Here is an 18983-nt window from a genome sequence, read left to right as displayed (position 1 = left end):
CACAGGTCAAAATATCCTACATTTTGGTAGGAAGGACCTTATTCAAACACATTCTATGTTATAGAGCATAATATCCCATTTTACAGGGGGTTCAGGAAGAAGGACAGGAATAGTGGTTACAAATATGTAAGAAACCCCACTTTCATCATTTTGGTAGATTAACCGATAAATATCTAAATTATCGTTTCAATATGACAGCAAAATGAATTATCTTGTAGCAAACCGGCACACAATGGCTAGCATGTTGATTTTCTATTTGGTTCTTGCTCTAGGTATATCCTTTCTATGTTCTGTTTTGGAATCGGTTATACTTACAGTGAGTCTACCTTTCATTTATTTGAAAAAACAGGAAGGGCACCGCTCTGCTTCTTTGCTAAAGAAAATCAAACAGGACATTGACCGTCCGCTGGCAGCTATTCTTACTTTAAATACTATTGCACACACGATCGGGGCTGCCGGAGTCGGCTCTGAAGCCACTAAACTTTTTGGAGAAGTCTATTTCGGAATTGTCAGTGCTGTTTTGACTTTACTTATATTAATTGTCTCCGAAATCATACCAAAGACGATTGGTGCCCTCTATTGGAGAAGACTCGCTCTACCTGCCGCCCGAATGATTCAGTTTCTTATAATAATAACGTATCCTCTGGTGCTGTTATCCGAATTAACAACCAAAGCTTTCTCTCATGGTAAAGTTTCGGACACCGTAAGTCGGGAAGAAGTGGCCATGCTAGCTTCGCTGGGCGGAGAAGAAGGTGTGTTTGATGAAATGGAAAGCAAAACCATTATTAACCTGATTCAACTGAAGGATATCAAAGCGAAGGATATTATGACGCCCCGAACGGTATTGATTGCTGCTCCTGAAAACCTAACGACAAAAGAATTCTTCGCGAATCAGGACTTTCTACAAGTTTCGCGAATTCCGATTTACAGAGATAATGTAGACCAGGTAACCGGCTATGTATTAAAACAGGATATCCTGGAGCATCTTTTGAGCGATGAAAAAGAAAGAACATTAGAACAGGAAAAACGGTCGATCGTAACCTGCTACGAAAATATTAGCATCCCCAAGGTGTTCGAAAAGCTACTTGTCAAAAAGGAACACATTGCGTTAGTCATTAATGAATATGGTGGTACCGAAGGAATTTTAACCATGGAAGACATTATTGAGACAATCCTGGGATTGGAAATTACTGACGAGCGAGATACCCAAACTGACATGCAGCAGCTGGCTCGTGAACGCTGGTCCAAACGAATCAAGAACAGTAATCTGAATAACTAGTCGAAACGACACCTAAAACCGGCCATTTCCACGGAGCCGATTACATTTGGTTAACATTCAATCAAAAAACCAATCACATTACAATCAACAACTTAAGACATCAAGGTCTTATTTATTTATTATCAAAGCTCAATTTAGTTGACTTTTGCAACTAAATCGTTGTATATTTGCGATTCGTTAAGCAAAACAAAGCATGAATACAGAAAAACCGTTAACATATTTGCTTGGACAAACCATGAATATGGTTAAGTTAAAGCTTTTGTCCACCTTCAAAGACAACAGTATTGAATTGACTCTGGAGCATTTTATTATCCTTCATTACCTCAGCGAAAAGGAAGATTTGACACAACAAGACCTGGCGAATCATTTCTTACGAGATAAATCAATCATATTGCGTCAAATAAACACACTAATTGATTTGCGGTATATAGTCCGGATTACAGACAAAGATGACAAACGAAAAAAAAATCTGATTCTGACTAAAAAAGGATATGACATGCTCGTTACTGCAAGGCAAACCGCCGAGAAAATTTCAGCTGAATTATTAACAGGAGTGACAGAAGAAGAACTGATTCATTTCGAAAATGTAATTCAAAAAATTCAACATAACACAGGCCACAAAAACGAAGGTTGCAACTGTTGACATATGCAACCAAATCAGAAAGATATTAACAAACAGATACCATGAAAACAATTATGCATTTAAAAAATCTCAGTTTTATCGCAATTTTATTGGCGGTATACTCGTGCTCGAACAGCAAAGGAGGTCAAGCCGGAATGGCTGGCCAGGTTCGGGAGTATCAAGTAGCAAAAGTTCAGCCGCAAAGCACGACGCTATTTAAAGACTACCCCACTACCCTTCAGGGTGTGCAAACCGTAGAAATTCGTCCGCGCATTGCCGGCTACATCGAAGAAATTTTGGTCGATGAAGGCGACTTTGTTAAGAAAGGCCAAATCTTATTTCGCATCAATGCAAACGACGTTCAAGCTCAGGTACGTTCAGCCGCAGCCCAGGTAAAAGTAGCTGAAGCCCAGGTTTCGACTGCGAATATTAATGTCGAAAAAACAAAACCGTTGGTTGACAAAAATATTGTCAGCCAGTTTGAACTTCAATCAGTTGAAACCAATCTGACAGCAGCAGAAGCGCAACTAGCGCAAGCGCAAGCGAATTTAGCTAACGCTAAAGCAAGTTTAGATTATACAATAATTACCAGTCCGACGAATGGCATTATTGGTAACTTCCCTTATCGCGTGGGTAGCCTGGTTAGCAGTAGTATCACTCAGCCGTTAACGACTGTTTCGCGTACCGATAACATGTATGCCTATTTCGCAATTAATGAGCGGGACTTCATAACCATGATCCGCAACTTACAGGGAGCAAGCACAACGGAAAAGTTGAAACAACTTCCGGCAGTGGATTTGGTATTGTCTGACAATTCGATTTACGAGCAACAAGGAAAAATTGAAACCGCCAGTGGTATTGTAGATCAGGAAACCGGCTCAGTAAACATCCGGGCAATATTCCCGAATACATCCGGCATGTTGCGAAGCGGAACCAGCGGTCTGGTGCGTATTCCCCAACAAATGGATTCCGTTTTAATTATCCCGCAGGATGTTACCTTCGAGCTACAGGGAAGACATTTTGTGTACACGGTTAATAGCGACAGTAAAGTGCAGAGCACTCCTATCGGCGTGATCGTTGGTAATCTGAAAGACTCCTACATTGTAACAAGCGGATTAAAAACCGACGACCAAATTGTAATTGAAGGGATCGCGTCTTTACGCAACGATACACAGATCAAGCCTAAATTAGTTGAATTACCAAGTTTAGCTGAGAACTCTGATTCAGTAAATCCAGCGAAAAACTAATACACGGAAAACAATGTTTAGAAAATTTATAGAACGGCCGATTTTATCATCGGTCATTTCCATCATTATTGTCATTTTGGGGGTACTTGGCTTACTGAGTCTCCCAATTGAGCAATATCCGGACATCGCTCCGCCAACGATCCAGGTTTCGACCACCTACACCGGTGCCAATGCCGAAACTGTTTTGAAGAGTGTGATTACCCCGCTCGAAGAGCAAATTAATGGGGTTGAAGATATGACCTATATGTCGTCGACTGCCAGTAACAATGGAACTGCTACGATACAGGTTTTCTTTAAACAAGGTACCGACGCCGATATGGCTGCCGTTAACGTACAGAACCGGGTTGCTCGGGCAACCAGTTTGTTACCGTCCGAGGTGACCCGTGCCGGCGTAATTACAGCCAAACGGCAAAACAGTATGTTGATGGTATTCTCGCTGTATAGTGAAGACGGCCGGTACGATGAGACCTTCCTTCAAAACTACAGTAAAATCAACTTGCTGCCTCAAATTCAACGGGTGAACGGTGTTGGTGAAGCGATGGTATTCGGTTCGAAAGACTATTCCATGCGTATATGGCTGAAGCCGGATGTGATGGCAACCTACAACCTGATCCCATCGGATGTTGTTGCCGCATTAAGTGCACAAAACCTGGAAGCTGCTCCCGGACGTTTTGGTGAGCAAAACAACCAGACGTTTGAGTATGTGTTGAAATACAAAGGGAAACTATCGATGCCCGATGAGTTCGAAAACATCATTATTAAAGCCGATAAAAACGGGAATATTCTTCGCCTTCGCGATGTGGCCGATGTAGAACTTGGTTCATTAAGCTATGCTTCGTCAACTGCAGCGATGGGTAAGCCGGGTATCGCCATGGCCGTTTTCCAATCTCCGGGGTCCAATGCCCGCGACGTGATCATTGAAGCACAAAAAGTGCTGGACGATGTTGCGAAAACATTCCCCGAAGGTGTAAAATACCACATCCTGATTAACGCGAACAACTTCCTGGACTCATCGATTGAAAAGGTAATTCATACGCTGATCGAGGCGTTCATCCTGGTATTCTTTGTGGTTTTCATTTTCCTTCAGAATTTCAGGGCAACATTAATCCCGGCGATCTCGGTTCCGGTTGCGATCATCGGTACATTTTTCTTCTTAAGTCTTTTTGGCTTCACCATTAACCTGTTAACCTTATTTGCGTTAATTCTCGCCATTGGGATTGTGGTCGACGATGCCATTGTGGTCGTCGAAGCGGTCCATGCCAAGTTGGACCAGGGAGCTAAAAATGCCAAAGAAGCTGCGATCTCTGCCATGAGCGAGATTTCGACTGCAATTGTTTCCATCACCCTGGTAATGGCCGCGGTATTTATCCCGGTAACCTTTATCACCGGAACAACCGGCGTATTTTACAAACAATTCGGGATTACCTTAGCGGTAGCAATTGTCTTATCGGCAATTAACGCATTAACGCTTAGTCCTGCACTTTGTGCCATATTCCTAAAACCGCATAAAGACAGCGAACTACATAACAAAGGATTTTTGCAGCGTTTTTACAGCTCCTTCAATGTCGCTTTCGACACCATGACTGCGAAATACCGGAAGACAACCCACTTCTTCATGGTAAGAAAATGGATGTCATTCGGACTAATCATTGTGTTCGCCGCTGCATTGGTCTATTTGACCAAAACAACCCCAACAGGTTTTGTTCCGTCGGAAGATACCGGGATCTTAATTGTTGACATCAGCATGCCACCGGCTACATCTGCTGAAAAAACACAGGAAGTCGTTGACAAGGTCGACCAAATTTTACAACAAACACCCGAAATTCAAGGTAGGGCAATGGTTGTGGGACGATCAATCATCAGTGGGCAAGGGAGCTCGTATGGGATGATGTTCTGTGACCTCAAGCCATTCGACGAGCGAACAGAAAAAGGCCACGATATTAACAGTGTTATTGGTCGTCTTTACGGTGCAGCGTCACAAATTAAAGATGCCCGTATCCTGTTCATCACTCCACCAATGGTTCCGGGCTTCAGTATTTCCGGTGGTGTCGAGTTCCAGTTGCAGGATAAAACAGGTGGAGATATTCAAAAATTCGAAGGAATCGCACAGCAGTTCCTGGGAGCGCTCAACCAACGCCCCGAAATGCAGTATGCAATGACTTCGTTCAACACCAGGTTCCCGCAGTTCGAGGTTGACGTGAATGTTGCCAAATGTATGCAGTCGGGTATTACAACCAGCACTGTGCTTTCTGCTTTGCAGGGCTATATCGGTGGCTTTTATGCTTCCGACTTTAACCGCTTCGGTAAACAATACCGTGTAATGATGCAAGCTGATGCAAGCTACCGCGGAAACCCCGACGACCTGAATAACATCATGGTACGCACCGGAACCGGCGAGATGGCACCCATCACGTCATTTATTACGCTAAGCCGCGTTTACGGACCGGAAAACATCACCCGCTTCAACATGTACACCTCTATTTCGGTGAACAGTGCTCCAAATATCGGGTACAGTTCCGGTGACGCCATTAAAGCGGTTAACGAAGTGGCTTCACAAACACTGCCACCGGGTTATACTTACGAATTCTCCGGTTTGACCCGTGAAGAAATTGCTTCGGGAAACCAAACGATTTTCATCTTCATTCTCTGTCTGGTCTTCGTTTACTTCTTGCTGGCAGCCCAGTACGAAAGTTATATGCTACCGCTGGCCATCTTAATTTCATTACCAATTGGTATTGCCGGAGCATTCATTTTCGCTTGGGTTATGGGCGTGGAAAACAACATTTACCTGCAAATTTCATTGATCATGTTGATTGGTTTGCTGGCTAAGAATGCGATTCTGATTGTAGAGTTCGCTTTGCAACGACGTATGGCCGGTATGACCATCATTCAATCGGCCGTTGAAGGTGCAACAGCCCGTTTGAGACCAATCTTAATGACCTCTTTCGCCTTCATCTTTGGGTTGATTCCATTGGTTATCGGTGGCGGTGTTGGTGCTAATGGTAACCGGTCGATCGGTGTTGGTGCCGTTGGTGGTATGTTTATCGGAACAATGATCGGAATCCTGATCATCCCGGCCATGTACGTGGTATTCCAAACGCTGCAGGAAAAAATTAAGAAACCGGAGATCACGGAAATATCTGAGATGAACAGTCTGGATTAATAAACGGAATAAGTTGATAGAAATATGAAAACAAATTCATTTAAAAATATAACACTCGTGCTGGTTGTCACTGCGACGATGCTTTCGTGCAGCAGCAGCAGACATTACGAGCGAAGTTCGGAGGCTACGAACGGAATTTTCGGTTCGGTCACCAGCGACAGCACCAGTAACCTGGCAAACGAAGCCTGGGAAGGCCTGTTCAACGATCCTATTCTGGATAGTTTAATTGCTGAAGGACTGCAAAACAACCTGGATCTGCAAGCTGCAATTCAACGCGTTTACGCATCCGAAGCCTACTTTAAACAAGGCAAAGCAGCAATGCTGCCCGGTCTTACAGCACAAGGCGGCTATACTTATGTACGCAATTCAGAATCGACCTATCCTGACGGCCCCCGGGAATACCAAGGGCAACAACTGGCGTTGCAAGCCAGCTGGGAAATTGATATCTGGGGAAAATTAAACAGTGCCAAGAAAGCTGCTTACGCTGACTACCTGGGTACCGACGCTGCCCGCAAAGCAGTACAAACCAGTTTAATTGCCAACATTGCTTCGGCTTACTATAATTTGCTTGGCCTCGACAGCCAACTGGCGATTACCAAAGAGACCGTGCAAACGAATGCCGACCTGGTTGAAACCATGAAAGTGCTGAAAGATTTTGGAAGTGTTACCGGTGCAGCGGTGGTGCAAAGTGAAGCAGCCCGCTATGCCGCTGAAGTGACTATTCCGGATTTGGAGCAACAAATTAAGGCAACCGAGAATACCATTTGCCTGCTGCTCGGCCGTACACCGGGACCGATTGTTCGCGGCGAACTTGGTCAACAACAAGCCAGCGAAATGCTAACCATCGGCGTTCCTTCTGAGTTACTGGACAACCGCCCGGATGTGATGCAAGCAGAATATGCCGTGATCAGTGCCTTTGAAATGACCAACAGCGCGAAGGCTTACTTCTATCCGTCGGTTACTTTAACCGCCAACGGAGGTTTCGAGTCACTGGATTTGGCCGATTTACTCGATCCGGGTTCTTTTGCAGCCAATGTTGTGGGCGGATTGGCAGCTCCTATTTTCAATAAACGCGGAAACCGCACACGACTCGAAGTCGCCAAAGCCCAAAAAGAAGAGGCTTTACTGAATTTCAGAAGTGCCCTGTTGAATGCCGGCGCCGAAGTGAACGATGCCCTAAATACCTATGACGCATCTGTCCGGAAAATGGACCTTCGCCAAAAACAACTGGCGTCGCTCGAAAAATCAGTTGAATACACCAAAGAATTATTGACATACGGATCGGCAACCTATACCGAAGTATTGAATGCACAACAGAGCTACCTCGGAGCCCAATTGAGCAATGTAAACGACCACCTGCAACAGCTAACCGCTGTTGTCACGCTATACCGTGCACTGGGTGGTGGCTGGAAATAGCACACAGAAAAACAAGAAAACAAACAATTACAGTAAAGGCATTCCCCGCCATGGGAGTGCCTTTTTTTATGTCCCAATTGACCGGCTGAACCGCAGTCGCCGGGGTCAAAGCAAGCCCCCCGTTGCCGGAAGAACCAGCAGAAGCTGCCTGCCCGGGCCTGTTAGCATTGAATACCGACTTCGCGAACAGCCGGGGCCGTGTTTCATAACCGGATGACGAGCTAACCGGACAAACGAAACCGTGAAGCACGCCTGGAAATTCGCTTGCGGATGGCCGGGCAAGGCAAGCACCGATGGAAATTGGCTCGCGGATGACCGGGCGAGGCAAACACCGATGGAAATTGGCTCCCGGATGACCGGGCGAGCTAAGCACCGATGGAAATTGCTTCCCGAACCGTCGGTGGAGGCAAGCACTGATGGAAATTGCTTCCCGGACGGCCGGGCGAGGCAAGCACGCATGGAAACGACCTACCCAAACGAACAACCCGTTTCCATCTGTTCACGCCGCCATATTGCTTTTCGAATGCCCGCGATTAGCTGTTGACAGACCGAAAACAGGGCTTCCGCCAAACACATCAACTTGTCTGAACAGAACGGACGCCCCGCGAAACCATCCGGTTGACCGGTCATTTGATTCTTTCTTCAGCTTCCTGAGCATCGACCACCGCAATGGCCACCAGGTTGACAATCTCTCGAACCGAGCTTTCCATTTGCAAGACATGAATTGGCTTTTTCATCCCCAACAAAATCGGTCCAATCGCTTTGGCCGTTCCCAATTCCTGCAAAACCTTGTAGAGAATGTTTCCGGAACTCAGATTTGGGAAGATCAGCACGTTTGCATCCGAATCGCCAAGCTTCGTAAATGGAAATTTCTTCTGCCTCAGTGCTCCGTTCAGCGCATAATTCGCCTGCATCTCGCCGTCGACAATTAAATCGGGATATTTTTGATGAAGAATTTTCACCGCTTCTCCCGCCCGAACCGGACTTCCTTTTCCTTTGAAGGCGCCAAAATTAGAATAACTCAAAATGGCAATCCGCGGCTCAATCTTGAACCGTTTCACTTCGTTGGCTACTAAAACCGTGGTGTCGGCGATTGTTTGCGGTGCAGGATCTGAATTAACCGTTGTATCGGCGAGGAACAAAGGCCCTTTCGGGGTGAGCATGATGTACATCCCCGCAATGTGGTTAAATTCTTCTTTTACCCCGATCACATGAATCGCCGGCCGGATGGTATCGGCATACTTTCTTGAAAATCCGGAAATGAACGCGTCGGCCTCCCCGGTTTCAACCATCATAGAACCGAAGTAGTCGTTATTGTACATTTTCTCCAGCGCTTCGTCATAACTCATCCCTTTCCGTTTCCGCTTTTCGAATAATACCCGGGCATACTGGGTTCGCTTTTCATCCGTCACATCCCGAAAGATGTCAATGATCGGCACATTGTCCAATTCAATTTTATTGTCGGCCATAATGCGCTCGATTTCCGATCGTTTCCCAAGTAACACCGGAAAAGCAATCCCTTGATTTAAAACGAACCGAGCTGCTTTCAACATCTTCAAATTATTCGCATCGGCAAAAACCACGCGCTTCGGATTCAGCTTGGCCTTGTTGCAAATCGTCATAATCAACTTATTCTCCGACCCCAAACGAGTGCCCAGCTCCCGTTCATAGTCATCCCAATTTCCGATGGGTTTACGGGCCACACCCGTTTCCATTGCTGCCCGGGCAACAGCCGGCGCCACCGTCGTTATCAGTCTTGGGTCGAGCGGTTTTGGGATGATGTATTCTTTGCCGAAAACAATATTTTCCATGTTGTAAGCCTTGGTTACCAACTCGGGAACGTACTTTTTAGCCAAAGAAGCAAGCGCGTGTACCGCAGCAATTTTCATCTCTTCGTTGATCTCCCGCGCCCGCACATCGAGCGCACCCCTAAAAATGAAGGGGAACCCAAGCACATTGTTAATCTGGTTGGGATAGTCACTTCTGCCGGTGGCCATAATGATATCGTCACGCGCACCGGTCGCTTCGTCGTAGGAGATTTCGGGGGTGGGATTCGCCATCGCAAATACAATCGGGTTAGCGGCCATGGAACGAATCATATCTGCTGAAACCAGGTTGCCAACCGACAAACCCAGAAATAAATCGGCATCGTGCATCGCTTCAGCCAAAGACTCATAATTTTGTTTGCAGACAAACTGCAGTTTGGCGGGATTCAAATCAGTCCGATTCTCCGAAATAGCCCCTTTACTGTCGAACATGACAAGATGTTCCGGTTGCACGCCCAGTTTCAGGTATAATTTGGCACATGAAATAGCTGCTGCCCCGGCACCGCTAATCACCACATGAATTTTCCCGATCTGTTTTCCGGTCAATTCCAGCGCGTTCAGTAAAGCGGCACCCGAGATGATCGCCGTTCCATGCTGGTCATCGTGAAAAACAGGAATATCCAAGGCTGCTTTCAGGCTTTCTTCGACATAAAAACATTCGGGCGCTTTGATATCCTCCAGGTTGATCCCGCCAAAAGTTGGCGAAATGGCTTTGACAACTTCAATCAACCGATCCGGATCTTTTTCATTCACTTCAATATCGAAAACATCAATGTCGGCAAATATCTTAAAGAGCATCCCCTTCCCTTCCATCACGGGCTTCCCGGCAGCAGGGCCAATATCGCCCAACCCCAGAACCGCTGTTCCGTTCGAGACAACGGCAACTAAGTTTCCTTTTGAGGTGTAATGATAGATTTCTTCCGGATTTTTCTGAATCTCCCGGCATGGCTGAGCCACCCCCGGAGTATAAGCTAAAGAAAGGTCGTATTGTGTTTCGTGTGGCTTGGTGGGAACAACTTCTATTTTCCCCGGCCGCCCCTTTTCGTGATACCGCAACGCATCGGTGTAGACAGATTTTTCCATGACTAGTGATTTTTGGCTCTTTATAAAAGTTACGACAAAACCACGCCAAATCCCAGAACATTAATCAGTTCCTCTTTTAAATCCGGAAGCCTGCGTCATTTGAAAATGTTAAATTTAAAGTCGAAAATCCGCTAAACAATAGCGGAATATATTGACTTAGTAGATAGCCGTTGGCGGTAATTTAAAGACATGGGGCGCTCGTCTCCCCTCACACGAACTTTGATCTGAAGGAAAAAAACACAAAGTCCGGCAATGCCGGACTTTGCAGATATGCTAATTTAAAGCAATTGCTTTTAATACATTGACGGTATCGACTGCGATTACCTTTTCTTCATTGGTTGGAACAACCATTACTTTTGCCCGCGAATCGGGAGTACTCACCACTTTAAGCTCTCCCCGTACGCCTTTGTTGGCATTTTTATCGAATGAAACACCCATGTATTCTAAACCGGAACAAACTGCTTCGCGTGTCTCCGGGCCATTCTCTCCTACTCCGCCAGTGAAGATTATCAAATCAATTCCGCCCATTTCAGCCGAAAATGCTCCAACATAGCGCTTCACACGCGAGTAATACATCTTCAGCGCTAAGGCTGCCCGCGAATTATTTTTATTCCACGCTTGATCTTCAATATCGCGCATGTCTGACGAAACGCCTGAAATACCCAACATTCCACTTCTCCGGTTGATTAAATCGTTTGCTCCCTGCAGATCCAATCCTTCTTTTTCCATTAGGAACAACAAGGCTCCAACATCCAGGTTACCAACACGGGTACCCATAATTAATCCTTCAACCGGCGTAAACCCCATGGAGGTATCGTACGATTTTCCTTTTTTAATGGCAGCAATAGAAGCTCCGTTTCCTAAATGACAAGTCACGATGTTAATTTTGTCCATTTCCAGGCCCAAATGCTCACAAGCCTTCTCGGCTACATATTTGTGGCTGGTTCCGTGGAAACCATACCGGCGTAATTTATGCTTGCTGTAATATTCGTACGGAATGGCATAAAGGAACGATTCCGGCGGCATGGATTGATGAAACGACGTATCGAAAACAGCGACCTGGGGTACATCTGCCAACAACTTCTCCATGGCTTCAATACCTGCAATATGAGCCGGGTTATGCAACGGAGCCAAATCACTCAGCTTGTTAATCTGCGCTTTAACGCTATCGTCAATTAACACACTCTCACTAAACGACTCACCTCCATGAGCGACCCGATGTCCAACTGCCTGAATTTCTGAAACAGCCTCAATTACGCCATGCACCTCGTTAACCAGTGAATCCACAATCAGGCTTATCCCTGCTTCATGATCCGCTATATGACCGGTGAATTTGAATTTCTGATATTCACCGTTGATCAATGGCTTATGTGTTAAAACGCCCTCGTCTTGGCCGATGCGTTCCACAACGCCAATGGCCTTCACCTCCGGATCTTCAATACTCAACATATCAAGCAATTGATACTTAATAGATGAACTACCACAATTTAAAACTAATACGATCATATAATACTTTTCGATTTTGATGGTTGATGCTCCATTTTTCTGCTAAACAAAAAACACAAGCGATAATTTTCCACTAAAAGGGCCGCAAATATACTATTCAAGTTCAAACAAAAAAACGACTTAAATTATGCTGCCGTTTCGCGATGAATCCCAATTAAGATTCAATTGATCAAATGATTACTAAAACTGAATGGTCGAGTGGAGTTCGGTTTTCCCCGGCTAACGTAAAGAAGCCTGCTTTCAGAAAGCAGGCTTTCCTCAAAGCCAAACAATACAATCGTGCGGTAGCAGGGATTACTAAGGATATCAACCTGCTAAATATTTCACTTTTTTACCATGCTGTCTGGACGGTTACAACCCATTGTTGTTTGCCACCCTTCAGACAATCCTCAAACATCTTTAAATACTCGTCAGCTTTTTCTTCTCCGTACTTTGCTGCCAAAGGAAGTTTCATGCTGTATTCTGAACTGATCGCAGGGTCCATCAGGTATATATAAGTAAACGTGCCATCGTCATTGGCTTTTACCGGCCTTAGCGTGCGGACGGTATTCCTCATTTCAGGATAAAACTCTTTGGCTGCAGGATCCAGATAGTTGAAATTGAAATCCTCAAACTGTTGTACCTTGTTGGGTTTAATAATATTCCAGACAACCCAAACACTATCGTTTTCCATAGCCCTTACCGGAGCAGCAGGATTACTCGAATTCCATATATCCTTGGTGATTTTCCATTCCCCGGTGGAAAAGTCCCAAGTCACCAAATACTTACCTTGACCAATCAGTTGTCCGCTTTCTGCATAAATTTTATAACGCCCCTCTTCTATTGCAACGTTACCATATTTATCGGCAGAAATTGTTTCAAGCTCAACTCTATTCCCGCCTGCACCAATTGCTCCGGCCCAAAATTCCTCAATCGCATCTTTACCCTGAACAACATCGGCATTTTCCGGAAACAACTTCGCGTCCTCCATATAGTTTTGGGCTAAAGTCTGCGCGTCACCATTATTATAAGCCTCCTGAAAATTTCCATTTGCAAGTTTTATCTCGTAACTCACATCAACGGGCTCATGGGTGCAACCGCCAAGAATCAAAAAGAAGAGAAAAAAGAAAATCACGTTTTGCTTTAGAATCATTTTTTGCTCCATCAGATTAGGTTTTTACTGGTTAAATGAATTTAGTTTTTCATTGATTATTACTTCAATCAACATGACAGAGAGCGAATAGGATTTCATCTTTTTTACGACAGCAAGCTGATTTTGATTCTGATTTGATTTATTAGTTTTTTTATTCAAAAAGAGAACTGTTATCACTCAGCACATTTTACGTTGGTTCGTGCCCGAAATAACCCTATAATTAGAAACAATCTTCAGTTGCCAATTTTCATTCTCTCAAAGCGATCCAAGTTCAAACAAATCTTTGTTTTGCCCCAAAACAAAAGCGGCCGTCCCTAAAAGAGACAGCCGCTACTATATACTTAAGATTGTATTGGTCATTTCCCAAACGACCAATAATTGACTTCAATTTCCGTTTCTTTGTTTGATTGCTGCAACCAGTAAGCCGGTGTTACTTTCTTCCCGGACGGGCTTTTCAGGTAGCGACCGTAAACCGATAGAATCACATTAAAAACGATATCGGTTACGCCTACTGTTACCGTTCCGCTTTCTCCTTCAGCTTTTGTTTTTACTTCGTAGTTATTCAACTCCAGCAAGTTTTTCAGAAAAGCTGCACGTTCTTCGCTTACGCCTTTTTCAATAATTGAGCAACGTACGCCGTCAATTTCCTCAATGCTGTGTTGTGCTTTATTTAATGCCATTTTCATTCAATTTTAATTAGAAGAATAACTGGCTGATTTCGCGAATGTATTCGAAAATACCGCTGGCAAAACCAACCACAAAAATACCGGACACACACATAATTAGGCTGATGCGCATTGATATTGAACTGCGGAAAGCGGCAATTGGCTCGTCGGTTTGATCAATAAACATCGACTTGATTACGCGCAAATAATAGTAGAGCGATACTGTCGCATTCAAAACGGCGATCAACACCAGGATGTAGTAACCACGGCTGGCTGCCGATGTGAACAAGAAGAATTTTCCAAAGAAACCAGCAACCGGCGGAATACCAGCCAGCGAGAACAAAGCCACCGTCATCAGCAAACTTAGCTTTGGGTTGGTTTTATACAGGCTTTTGTAGCCCGATATGGTCTCGATACCTGAAGCGTTGAAAACGGATGTTGCCACGCCAAAAGCACCAAGGTTGGTAAACACATAAACCAGTACGAAATAGACAACTGAAGCCATTCCCATTTCGTTGGCTCCCAAAATACCCAACAGGATGAAACCAGCTTGGGCGATGGATGAGAATGCCAGGAAACGCTTAATATTATCCTGCCGAAGAGCAAACAGGTTGGCAATGGTCATGGTCATTACCGCTAAAGCGTAAACCAAATGCTGCCACTGTTCGAACAGAGCTCCGAAAACTTTAAACACAATAATACTAAAGGTAAAAGCTGCTGCACCCTTTGATACGACCGACAAATAAGAGGTGACGTTGATCGGTGCACCTTCGTATACATCCGCTGTCCAAAAGTGAAACGGCACCAGTGATATTTTGAATCCCATACCGGCGACAAAAAAGATGAAAGCCAGAATGATGATTGGCGACGGTTCTATTTTTGCAACAATATCAGCAAAATAGATGGAGCCGGTTGCCCCGTAAATCAGAGACAAACCGAACAACAATATCCCCGATGACAAGGCCGACGACAAAATCAGTTTAATACCTGCTTCGGCCGAATGGCTTTTCAAGCGATCGAATGCAACCAAAGCTGCTGCCGGAATAGTAGCAGTTTCCAGACCGAGGTAAAACATCAGGAAGTCGCCTGATGAAATCATGAAATTCATCCCCACCAGCGTCACAATCGTCAAGATAAAATATTCGCTGATCCGTTCGCTGTTTTCCGGTTTCTTCAACCAACCTTCAGACTGCAGGAAGATAATCAGAACCGCCAGGTTCAAAACGTTCTTCATAAACAGCGTCAACGATGACGTTTGAAACGAACCGCCAAAGAGCGTTCCCGTTTCCGCAGGAATGAAACCAATTGCCGTCACCAAGGCAAACAAGCCAGCGGCAAAGGGAATTATTTTTGTTTTGCCCGATTCGCTGACTGCCAGCTCGGCAATCAGCACGATGATTGCTGCGAGAATCAGCAACAATTCGTGGCGCATGAGGAAAAATTGTTCGATAGTCATGATTCTGTATTTTTCAGAATGAATTCGTTAAAATGGATTGAAAACCGTCAGTTTCGCAATGATCGGCCCCAGACTTTGCTGAATAGTGTCCGACAACCAAAGTGGCGCAATACCGATTGCGGCAACAGCCAGTACCAGCGTAATTGTGCTCAGTCGTTCAAACCAAACAGCATCCGTCAGCTCCAGGTGATGTTCATTTTTAATTGGCCCCAACAGGATGATACCTACGACACGCAAAATATAAACCGCAGTCACCACAATGGACGAAGCTGCGATAATGGTCACTACCCGATGAAATAAATCCTGATGCTGGAATGAACCGACAAACACGGTCATCTCGGCGACGAAACCGCTCAATCCCGGTAAACCTAAAGAAGCGAAACCGGCAATCATATAAACCACTGCCAGGAAAGGGATCACTTTCATCAAACCACCCATTTCGCGAATATCGCGGGTGTGGGTACGTCCGTAAATCATCCCGATCAAAGCAAAGAAAAGTGCGGTCATCAAACCGTGTGAAATCATTTGTAGGATCGCACCGTCCATGGCCGTTTTATTCATCATCAACAAGGCGAAGATCACCAAGCCACAGTGACTCACCGAGGAATATGCATTAATAAATTTGAGGTCTTTTTGCCAGATAGCACCAAAAGCGCCGTAAACAACCGAGATCGTCGTCAGGATAATAAAGATCCAGGCCATCTCATGAGCCGCTTGTGGCATCAGGAACATGGCTACGCGGAAGCAGCCGTATCCTCCCAACTTCATCAACACTCCGGCATGCAACATCGAAACAGCTGTTGGCGCTGAAGCGTGACCATCGGGCGACCAGGTATGAAAAGGAAACAAAGCTCCCAGCACACCAAAGCCAATAAAAGTAAACGGAAAGAAAAAGCGCTGTGCTGCGTCAGGAATATGCACTTTCGCAATCTCCATAATATTCCAGGTCAGCGCACCGCCATCGGGCGCCGAGTTAAAATACAATCCAAACAAACCAACCATCAAAAGAGCTGAACCGCCCATCAACATCAACGTCAGTTTCATGGCCGATGATTCTTTCGGCCCGCTTCCCCAAACTCCAATCAACAGGTACATCGGAATCACCGCTACCTCGTAGAACAGGAACATGGTAAACAAATCGAGCGAGATGAAGAAGCCAAATACGCCGGTTGCCAGCAATATGAGCGAGATAAAAAACTCGCGCGACAAATATTCAACTCCCCACGAAGCGAAGATCCCGGCAAACACAACGATACCCGTCAAACCGATCATCGCCACAGCAATCCCGTCTACCCCGATAGCATAATGGATATTCAAACTCGGGAACCACATGTAATCGGCAGTCCACAACATTTCGTCGGTAACACCGGCCTTGCGTGCGCCCAGGTACATCAGCACCAGAGCAGCGGCCAGCACCAGTTGGATGCTCATGCCGATAGCAGACACCACGCGGGCGCCTCTAAAATCTTTGGTAAATAGTATCCCCACTATCGTAAGGACCGGAACCACTACAAACAGACTCAAAATATTCATTGCCGTGCTGGTTTATCGTGTTAATTTTCTAATTCTAGACTAAGCAATACAGCAGCGATAGCACCAAAATCAAGGTACCGGCCACAAAGGCAAATGCGTAATGTTGCAACTGCCCCGACTGCATTTCTTTTATTTCGTATGATGTTTTCTCTGTCACTTTTCCGATGCCCACCATGAATCCGTCGATGATTTGCCGGTCGAACCAGGCAACCGGACGTGAGATATAATTGAAGATGACCCGCTTAGTTACGAACAGGTAAACCTCGTCGATATAAAACTTGTTAAAAGTCGCTGTGTAAACGATGCCCAGCTTTTCGGTGATCGATTTTGGAACCAGGCTTTCTTTTTTGTATAAAATCCAGGCTACAACAATTCCTAAAACACCAATCAAAACTGAAGGCAATGCCACCATCAGGTGTGTTTCGGTTTCGAAACCAATTTTGTCTGACGTTACCAGCTCACTGAATGGCAAAAAGCCGGAAAAAATGGATGCGAAGGCAAGTACCATCAACGGGATGGTCATTACCAGTGGCGATTCGTGTGGTGTGTGATGGTAATGGCGTTCATTCCCCCAGAATACACGGAAGTACAAACGGAACATATAGAAAGCAGTTAAACCTGCAGTGATGTATTCAATCGAAAACAGCGTGTTGCTGTAATTATGGGCCGCCACCAAAATCTCGTCTTTACTAAAGAAACCAGAGAATGGCGGAATACCCGAGATTGTCAAACAGGCAATCAGGAAGGTGATGTGGGTAATCGGCATGTATTTGCGCAAGCCCCCCATGTCGTTCATATCATTCGAGTGCACTGCATGAATAATGGAACCGGCCCCCAAGAACAGTAACGCTTTGAACATGGCGTGTGTAAACAGGTGGAACATGGATGCCATATAGCCTAAACCTTCTTCACCGCCATAGCCTGATACCCCCAGAGCAAGCATCATGTAGCCAATTTGCGATAAGGTTGAAAAGGCCAGCACTCGTTTTATATCGAACTGGGTCATTGCAATTACCGCAGCAAACAGCGAGGTGAAACCACCAACCCAGGCCACCACCTCAAGGGCACCAGGGGCTTGAAAATGGAACACCGGAAACATCCGGGCAACTAGGTAAACGCCTGCAACAACCATGGTTGCGGCGTGAATCAAGGCTGAAACCGGAGTTGGACCTTCCATCGCATCGGGTAACCAGATGTGCAGGGGGAACATGGCCGATTTACCGGCACCTCCCATAAAAATGAGGAGCATAGCCCAGGTAAATACCGAAACGCCGATGAAACTTACCGAAGCACTTTCAGCAAAAATGGTTGTATTGGGCGCTGTTAAATCAGCAAAATCGAATGTTTTGGTATAGAATGAAAGAACCAGAATACCGATCAAAAAACCCAGGTCGGCAAATCGGGTTACAATGAAAGCTTTCTTGGAAGCCGCTACAGCCGAAGGTTTTTCGTAGTAATAACCGATCAACAGGAAGGACGAAACACCCACCAACTCCCAGAAAATATACATCTGAAAAATGTTGGTAGCCAATACCAGTCCAAGCATCGAAAAGGAGAATAATGACAGGAAAGCGTAAAAACGTTGGAAACCAACTTCACCTTTCATGTAGCCCATGCTGTAGAGGTGAACCATCAGCGATACTGTGGTTATCACGACCAGCATCATCACTGAAATCGGATCGAGCATCACACCTAAATCGATGTGCAAAAACTCGGTCAGGCGCAGCCAGGTCACTTTGGTCGCGATGATCGGCTCAAATCCATTGGGCCCCGGACCAACTACAAAAAAATAGTTGATAGCCGTAATCAGCGAGAGCACAAATGAAGTTCCCATGCCAACGGTTCCCATGATTCCAAAAACGATGGGCTTCCACTTCACCGTCAACAATCCCAGCACCAAAAACATGCACAGTGGAATTAACGGAATCAGTACAGTATAAGCGTATCCTGTCATGATGTAATTTTTTTCTTTTTTAGTATTAAGATATGAGCCTTGAGTATCGAGTCTCACTACTTAAGACTCCTGTTTCACGACTCAAATTCATTAATCAATAA

12 protein-coding genes are annotated in these 18983 nt (G+C 45.3%); 5 read left to right on the top strand and 7 right to left on the bottom strand.

Annotated elements, in window-relative coordinates; all coding sequences use genetic code 11:
- Positions 1–202: 202 nt before the first annotated feature.
- The 5 genes from GJV22_RS17570 (at position 203) to GJV22_RS17550 (ending at position 7727) form a co-directional block, all read left to right on the top strand.
- Positions 203–1279 (top strand): CNNM domain-containing protein, encoded by a 1077-nt coding sequence (locus GJV22_RS17570; protein WP_238480354.1) that lies wholly within the window; start codon positions 203–205, stop codon positions 1277–1279.
- Positions 1280–1472: 193 nt separating this feature from the next.
- Positions 1473–1922, top strand: a complete 450-nt coding sequence (locus GJV22_RS17565; RefSeq protein ID WP_163716909.1) for a MarR family winged helix-turn-helix transcriptional regulator — start codon at positions 1473–1475, stop codon at positions 1920–1922.
- Positions 1923–1963: 41 nt separating this feature from the next.
- On the top strand, positions 1964–3148 hold the full coding sequence (locus tag GJV22_RS17560; RefSeq protein ID WP_205461930.1) for an efflux RND transporter periplasmic adaptor subunit: 1185 nt from the start codon (positions 1964–1966) through the stop codon (positions 3146–3148).
- Between the two features lie 13 nt (positions 3149–3161).
- Entirely contained in the window at positions 3162–6311 is a 3150-nt protein-coding gene (locus GJV22_RS17555) for an efflux RND transporter permease subunit (protein ID WP_163716906.1), read from the top strand.
- Between the two features lie 24 nt (positions 6312–6335).
- A complete protein-coding gene (locus GJV22_RS17550; RefSeq protein WP_163716904.1) occupies positions 6336–7727 on the top strand; it encodes an efflux transporter outer membrane subunit in 1392 nt (463 codons plus the stop codon).
- Positions 7728–8353: 626 nt separating this feature from the next.
- Here GJV22_RS17550 and GJV22_RS22480 read toward each other — a convergent pair.
- From GJV22_RS22480 to nuoL, 7 genes are all read right to left on the bottom strand, one after another.
- Entirely contained in the window at positions 8354–10636 is a 2283-nt protein-coding gene (locus tag GJV22_RS22480; protein WP_163716901.1) for an NADP-dependent malic enzyme, read from the bottom strand.
- Positions 10637–10909: 273 nt separating this feature from the next.
- The gene (locus tag GJV22_RS17540) at positions 10910–12142 is read right to left on the bottom strand and encodes an acetate/propionate family kinase (protein WP_163716898.1); all 1233 of its coding nucleotides are present in this window, start codon (positions 12140–12142) and stop codon (positions 10910–10912) included.
- 331 nt (positions 12143–12473) lie between these two features.
- On the bottom strand, positions 12474–13286 hold the full coding sequence (locus GJV22_RS17535; protein WP_163716895.1) for a YybH family protein: 813 nt from the start codon (positions 13284–13286) through the stop codon (positions 12474–12476).
- A 344-nt stretch (positions 13287–13630) separates the two neighbouring features.
- Complete coding sequence (locus GJV22_RS17530; protein WP_163716892.1) at positions 13631–13954, bottom strand: hypothetical protein; 324 nt, start codon at positions 13952–13954, stop codon at positions 13631–13633.
- A 16-nt stretch (positions 13955–13970) separates the two neighbouring features.
- On the bottom strand, positions 13971–15395 hold the full coding sequence (locus GJV22_RS17525; protein WP_163716888.1) for an NADH-quinone oxidoreductase subunit N: 1425 nt from the start codon (positions 15393–15395) through the stop codon (positions 13971–13973).
- 27 nt (positions 15396–15422) lie between these two features.
- A complete protein-coding gene (locus GJV22_RS17520; protein ID WP_163716885.1) occupies positions 15423–16928 on the bottom strand; it encodes a complex I subunit 4 family protein in 1506 nt (501 codons plus the stop codon).
- A gap of 34 nt (positions 16929–16962) precedes the next feature.
- The gene (gene nuoL, locus GJV22_RS17515; protein ID WP_163716882.1) at positions 16963–18882 is read right to left on the bottom strand and encodes an NADH-quinone oxidoreductase subunit L; all 1920 of its coding nucleotides are present in this window, start codon (positions 18880–18882) and stop codon (positions 16963–16965) included.
- Positions 18883–18983: the final 101 nt, after the last annotated feature.

The sequence above is a fragment of the Mangrovibacterium lignilyticum genome (genome assembly GCF_010882175.1).
Taxonomy (GTDB): domain Bacteria; phylum Bacteroidota; class Bacteroidia; order Bacteroidales; family Prolixibacteraceae; genus Mangrovibacterium; species Mangrovibacterium lignilyticum.
The sequence above is the reverse complement of the archived record's forward strand: the minus strand, read 5'-3'. Positions and strand labels throughout refer to the sequence as shown.

Bases quoted from the DNA above. Each gene is read 5' to 3' on its own strand.
- GJV22_RS17550 (WP_163716904.1), top strand. From the start codon at position 6,336: ATGAAAACAAATTCATTTAAAAATATAACACTCGTGCTGGTTGTCACT.
- GJV22_RS17530 (WP_163716892.1), bottom strand. From the start codon at position 13,954: ATGGCATTAAATAAAGCACAACACAGCATTGAGGAAATTGACGGCGTA.
- nuoL (WP_163716882.1), bottom strand. From the start codon at position 18,882: ATGACAGGATACGCTTATACTGTACTGATTCCGTTAATTCCACTGTGC.
- GJV22_RS17520 (WP_163716885.1), bottom strand. From the start codon at position 16,928: ATGAATATTTTGAGTCTGTTTGTAGTGGTTCCGGTCCTTACGATAGTG.
- GJV22_RS17525 (WP_163716888.1), bottom strand. From the start codon at position 15,395: ATGACTATCGAACAATTTTTCCTCATGCGCCACGAATTGTTGCTGATT.
- GJV22_RS17565 (WP_163716909.1), top strand. From the start codon at position 1,473: ATGAATACAGAAAAACCGTTAACATATTTGCTTGGACAAACCATGAAT.
- GJV22_RS17535 (WP_163716895.1), bottom strand. From the start codon at position 13,286: ATGGAGCAAAAAATGATTCTAAAGCAAAACGTGATTTTCTTTTTTCTC.
- GJV22_RS17555 (WP_163716906.1), top strand. From the start codon at position 3,162: ATGTTTAGAAAATTTATAGAACGGCCGATTTTATCATCGGTCATTTCC.
- GJV22_RS17560 (WP_205461930.1), top strand. From the start codon at position 1,964: ATGAAAACAATTATGCATTTAAAAAATCTCAGTTTTATCGCAATTTTA.
- GJV22_RS17570 (WP_238480354.1), top strand. From the start codon at position 203: ATGAATTATCTTGTAGCAAACCGGCACACAATGGCTAGCATGTTGATT.
- GJV22_RS22480 (WP_163716901.1), bottom strand. From the start codon at position 10,636: ATGGAAAAATCTGTCTACACCGATGCGTTGCGGTATCACGAAAAGGGG.
- GJV22_RS17540 (WP_163716898.1), bottom strand. From the start codon at position 12,142: ATGATCGTATTAGTTTTAAATTGTGGTAGTTCATCTATTAAGTATCAA.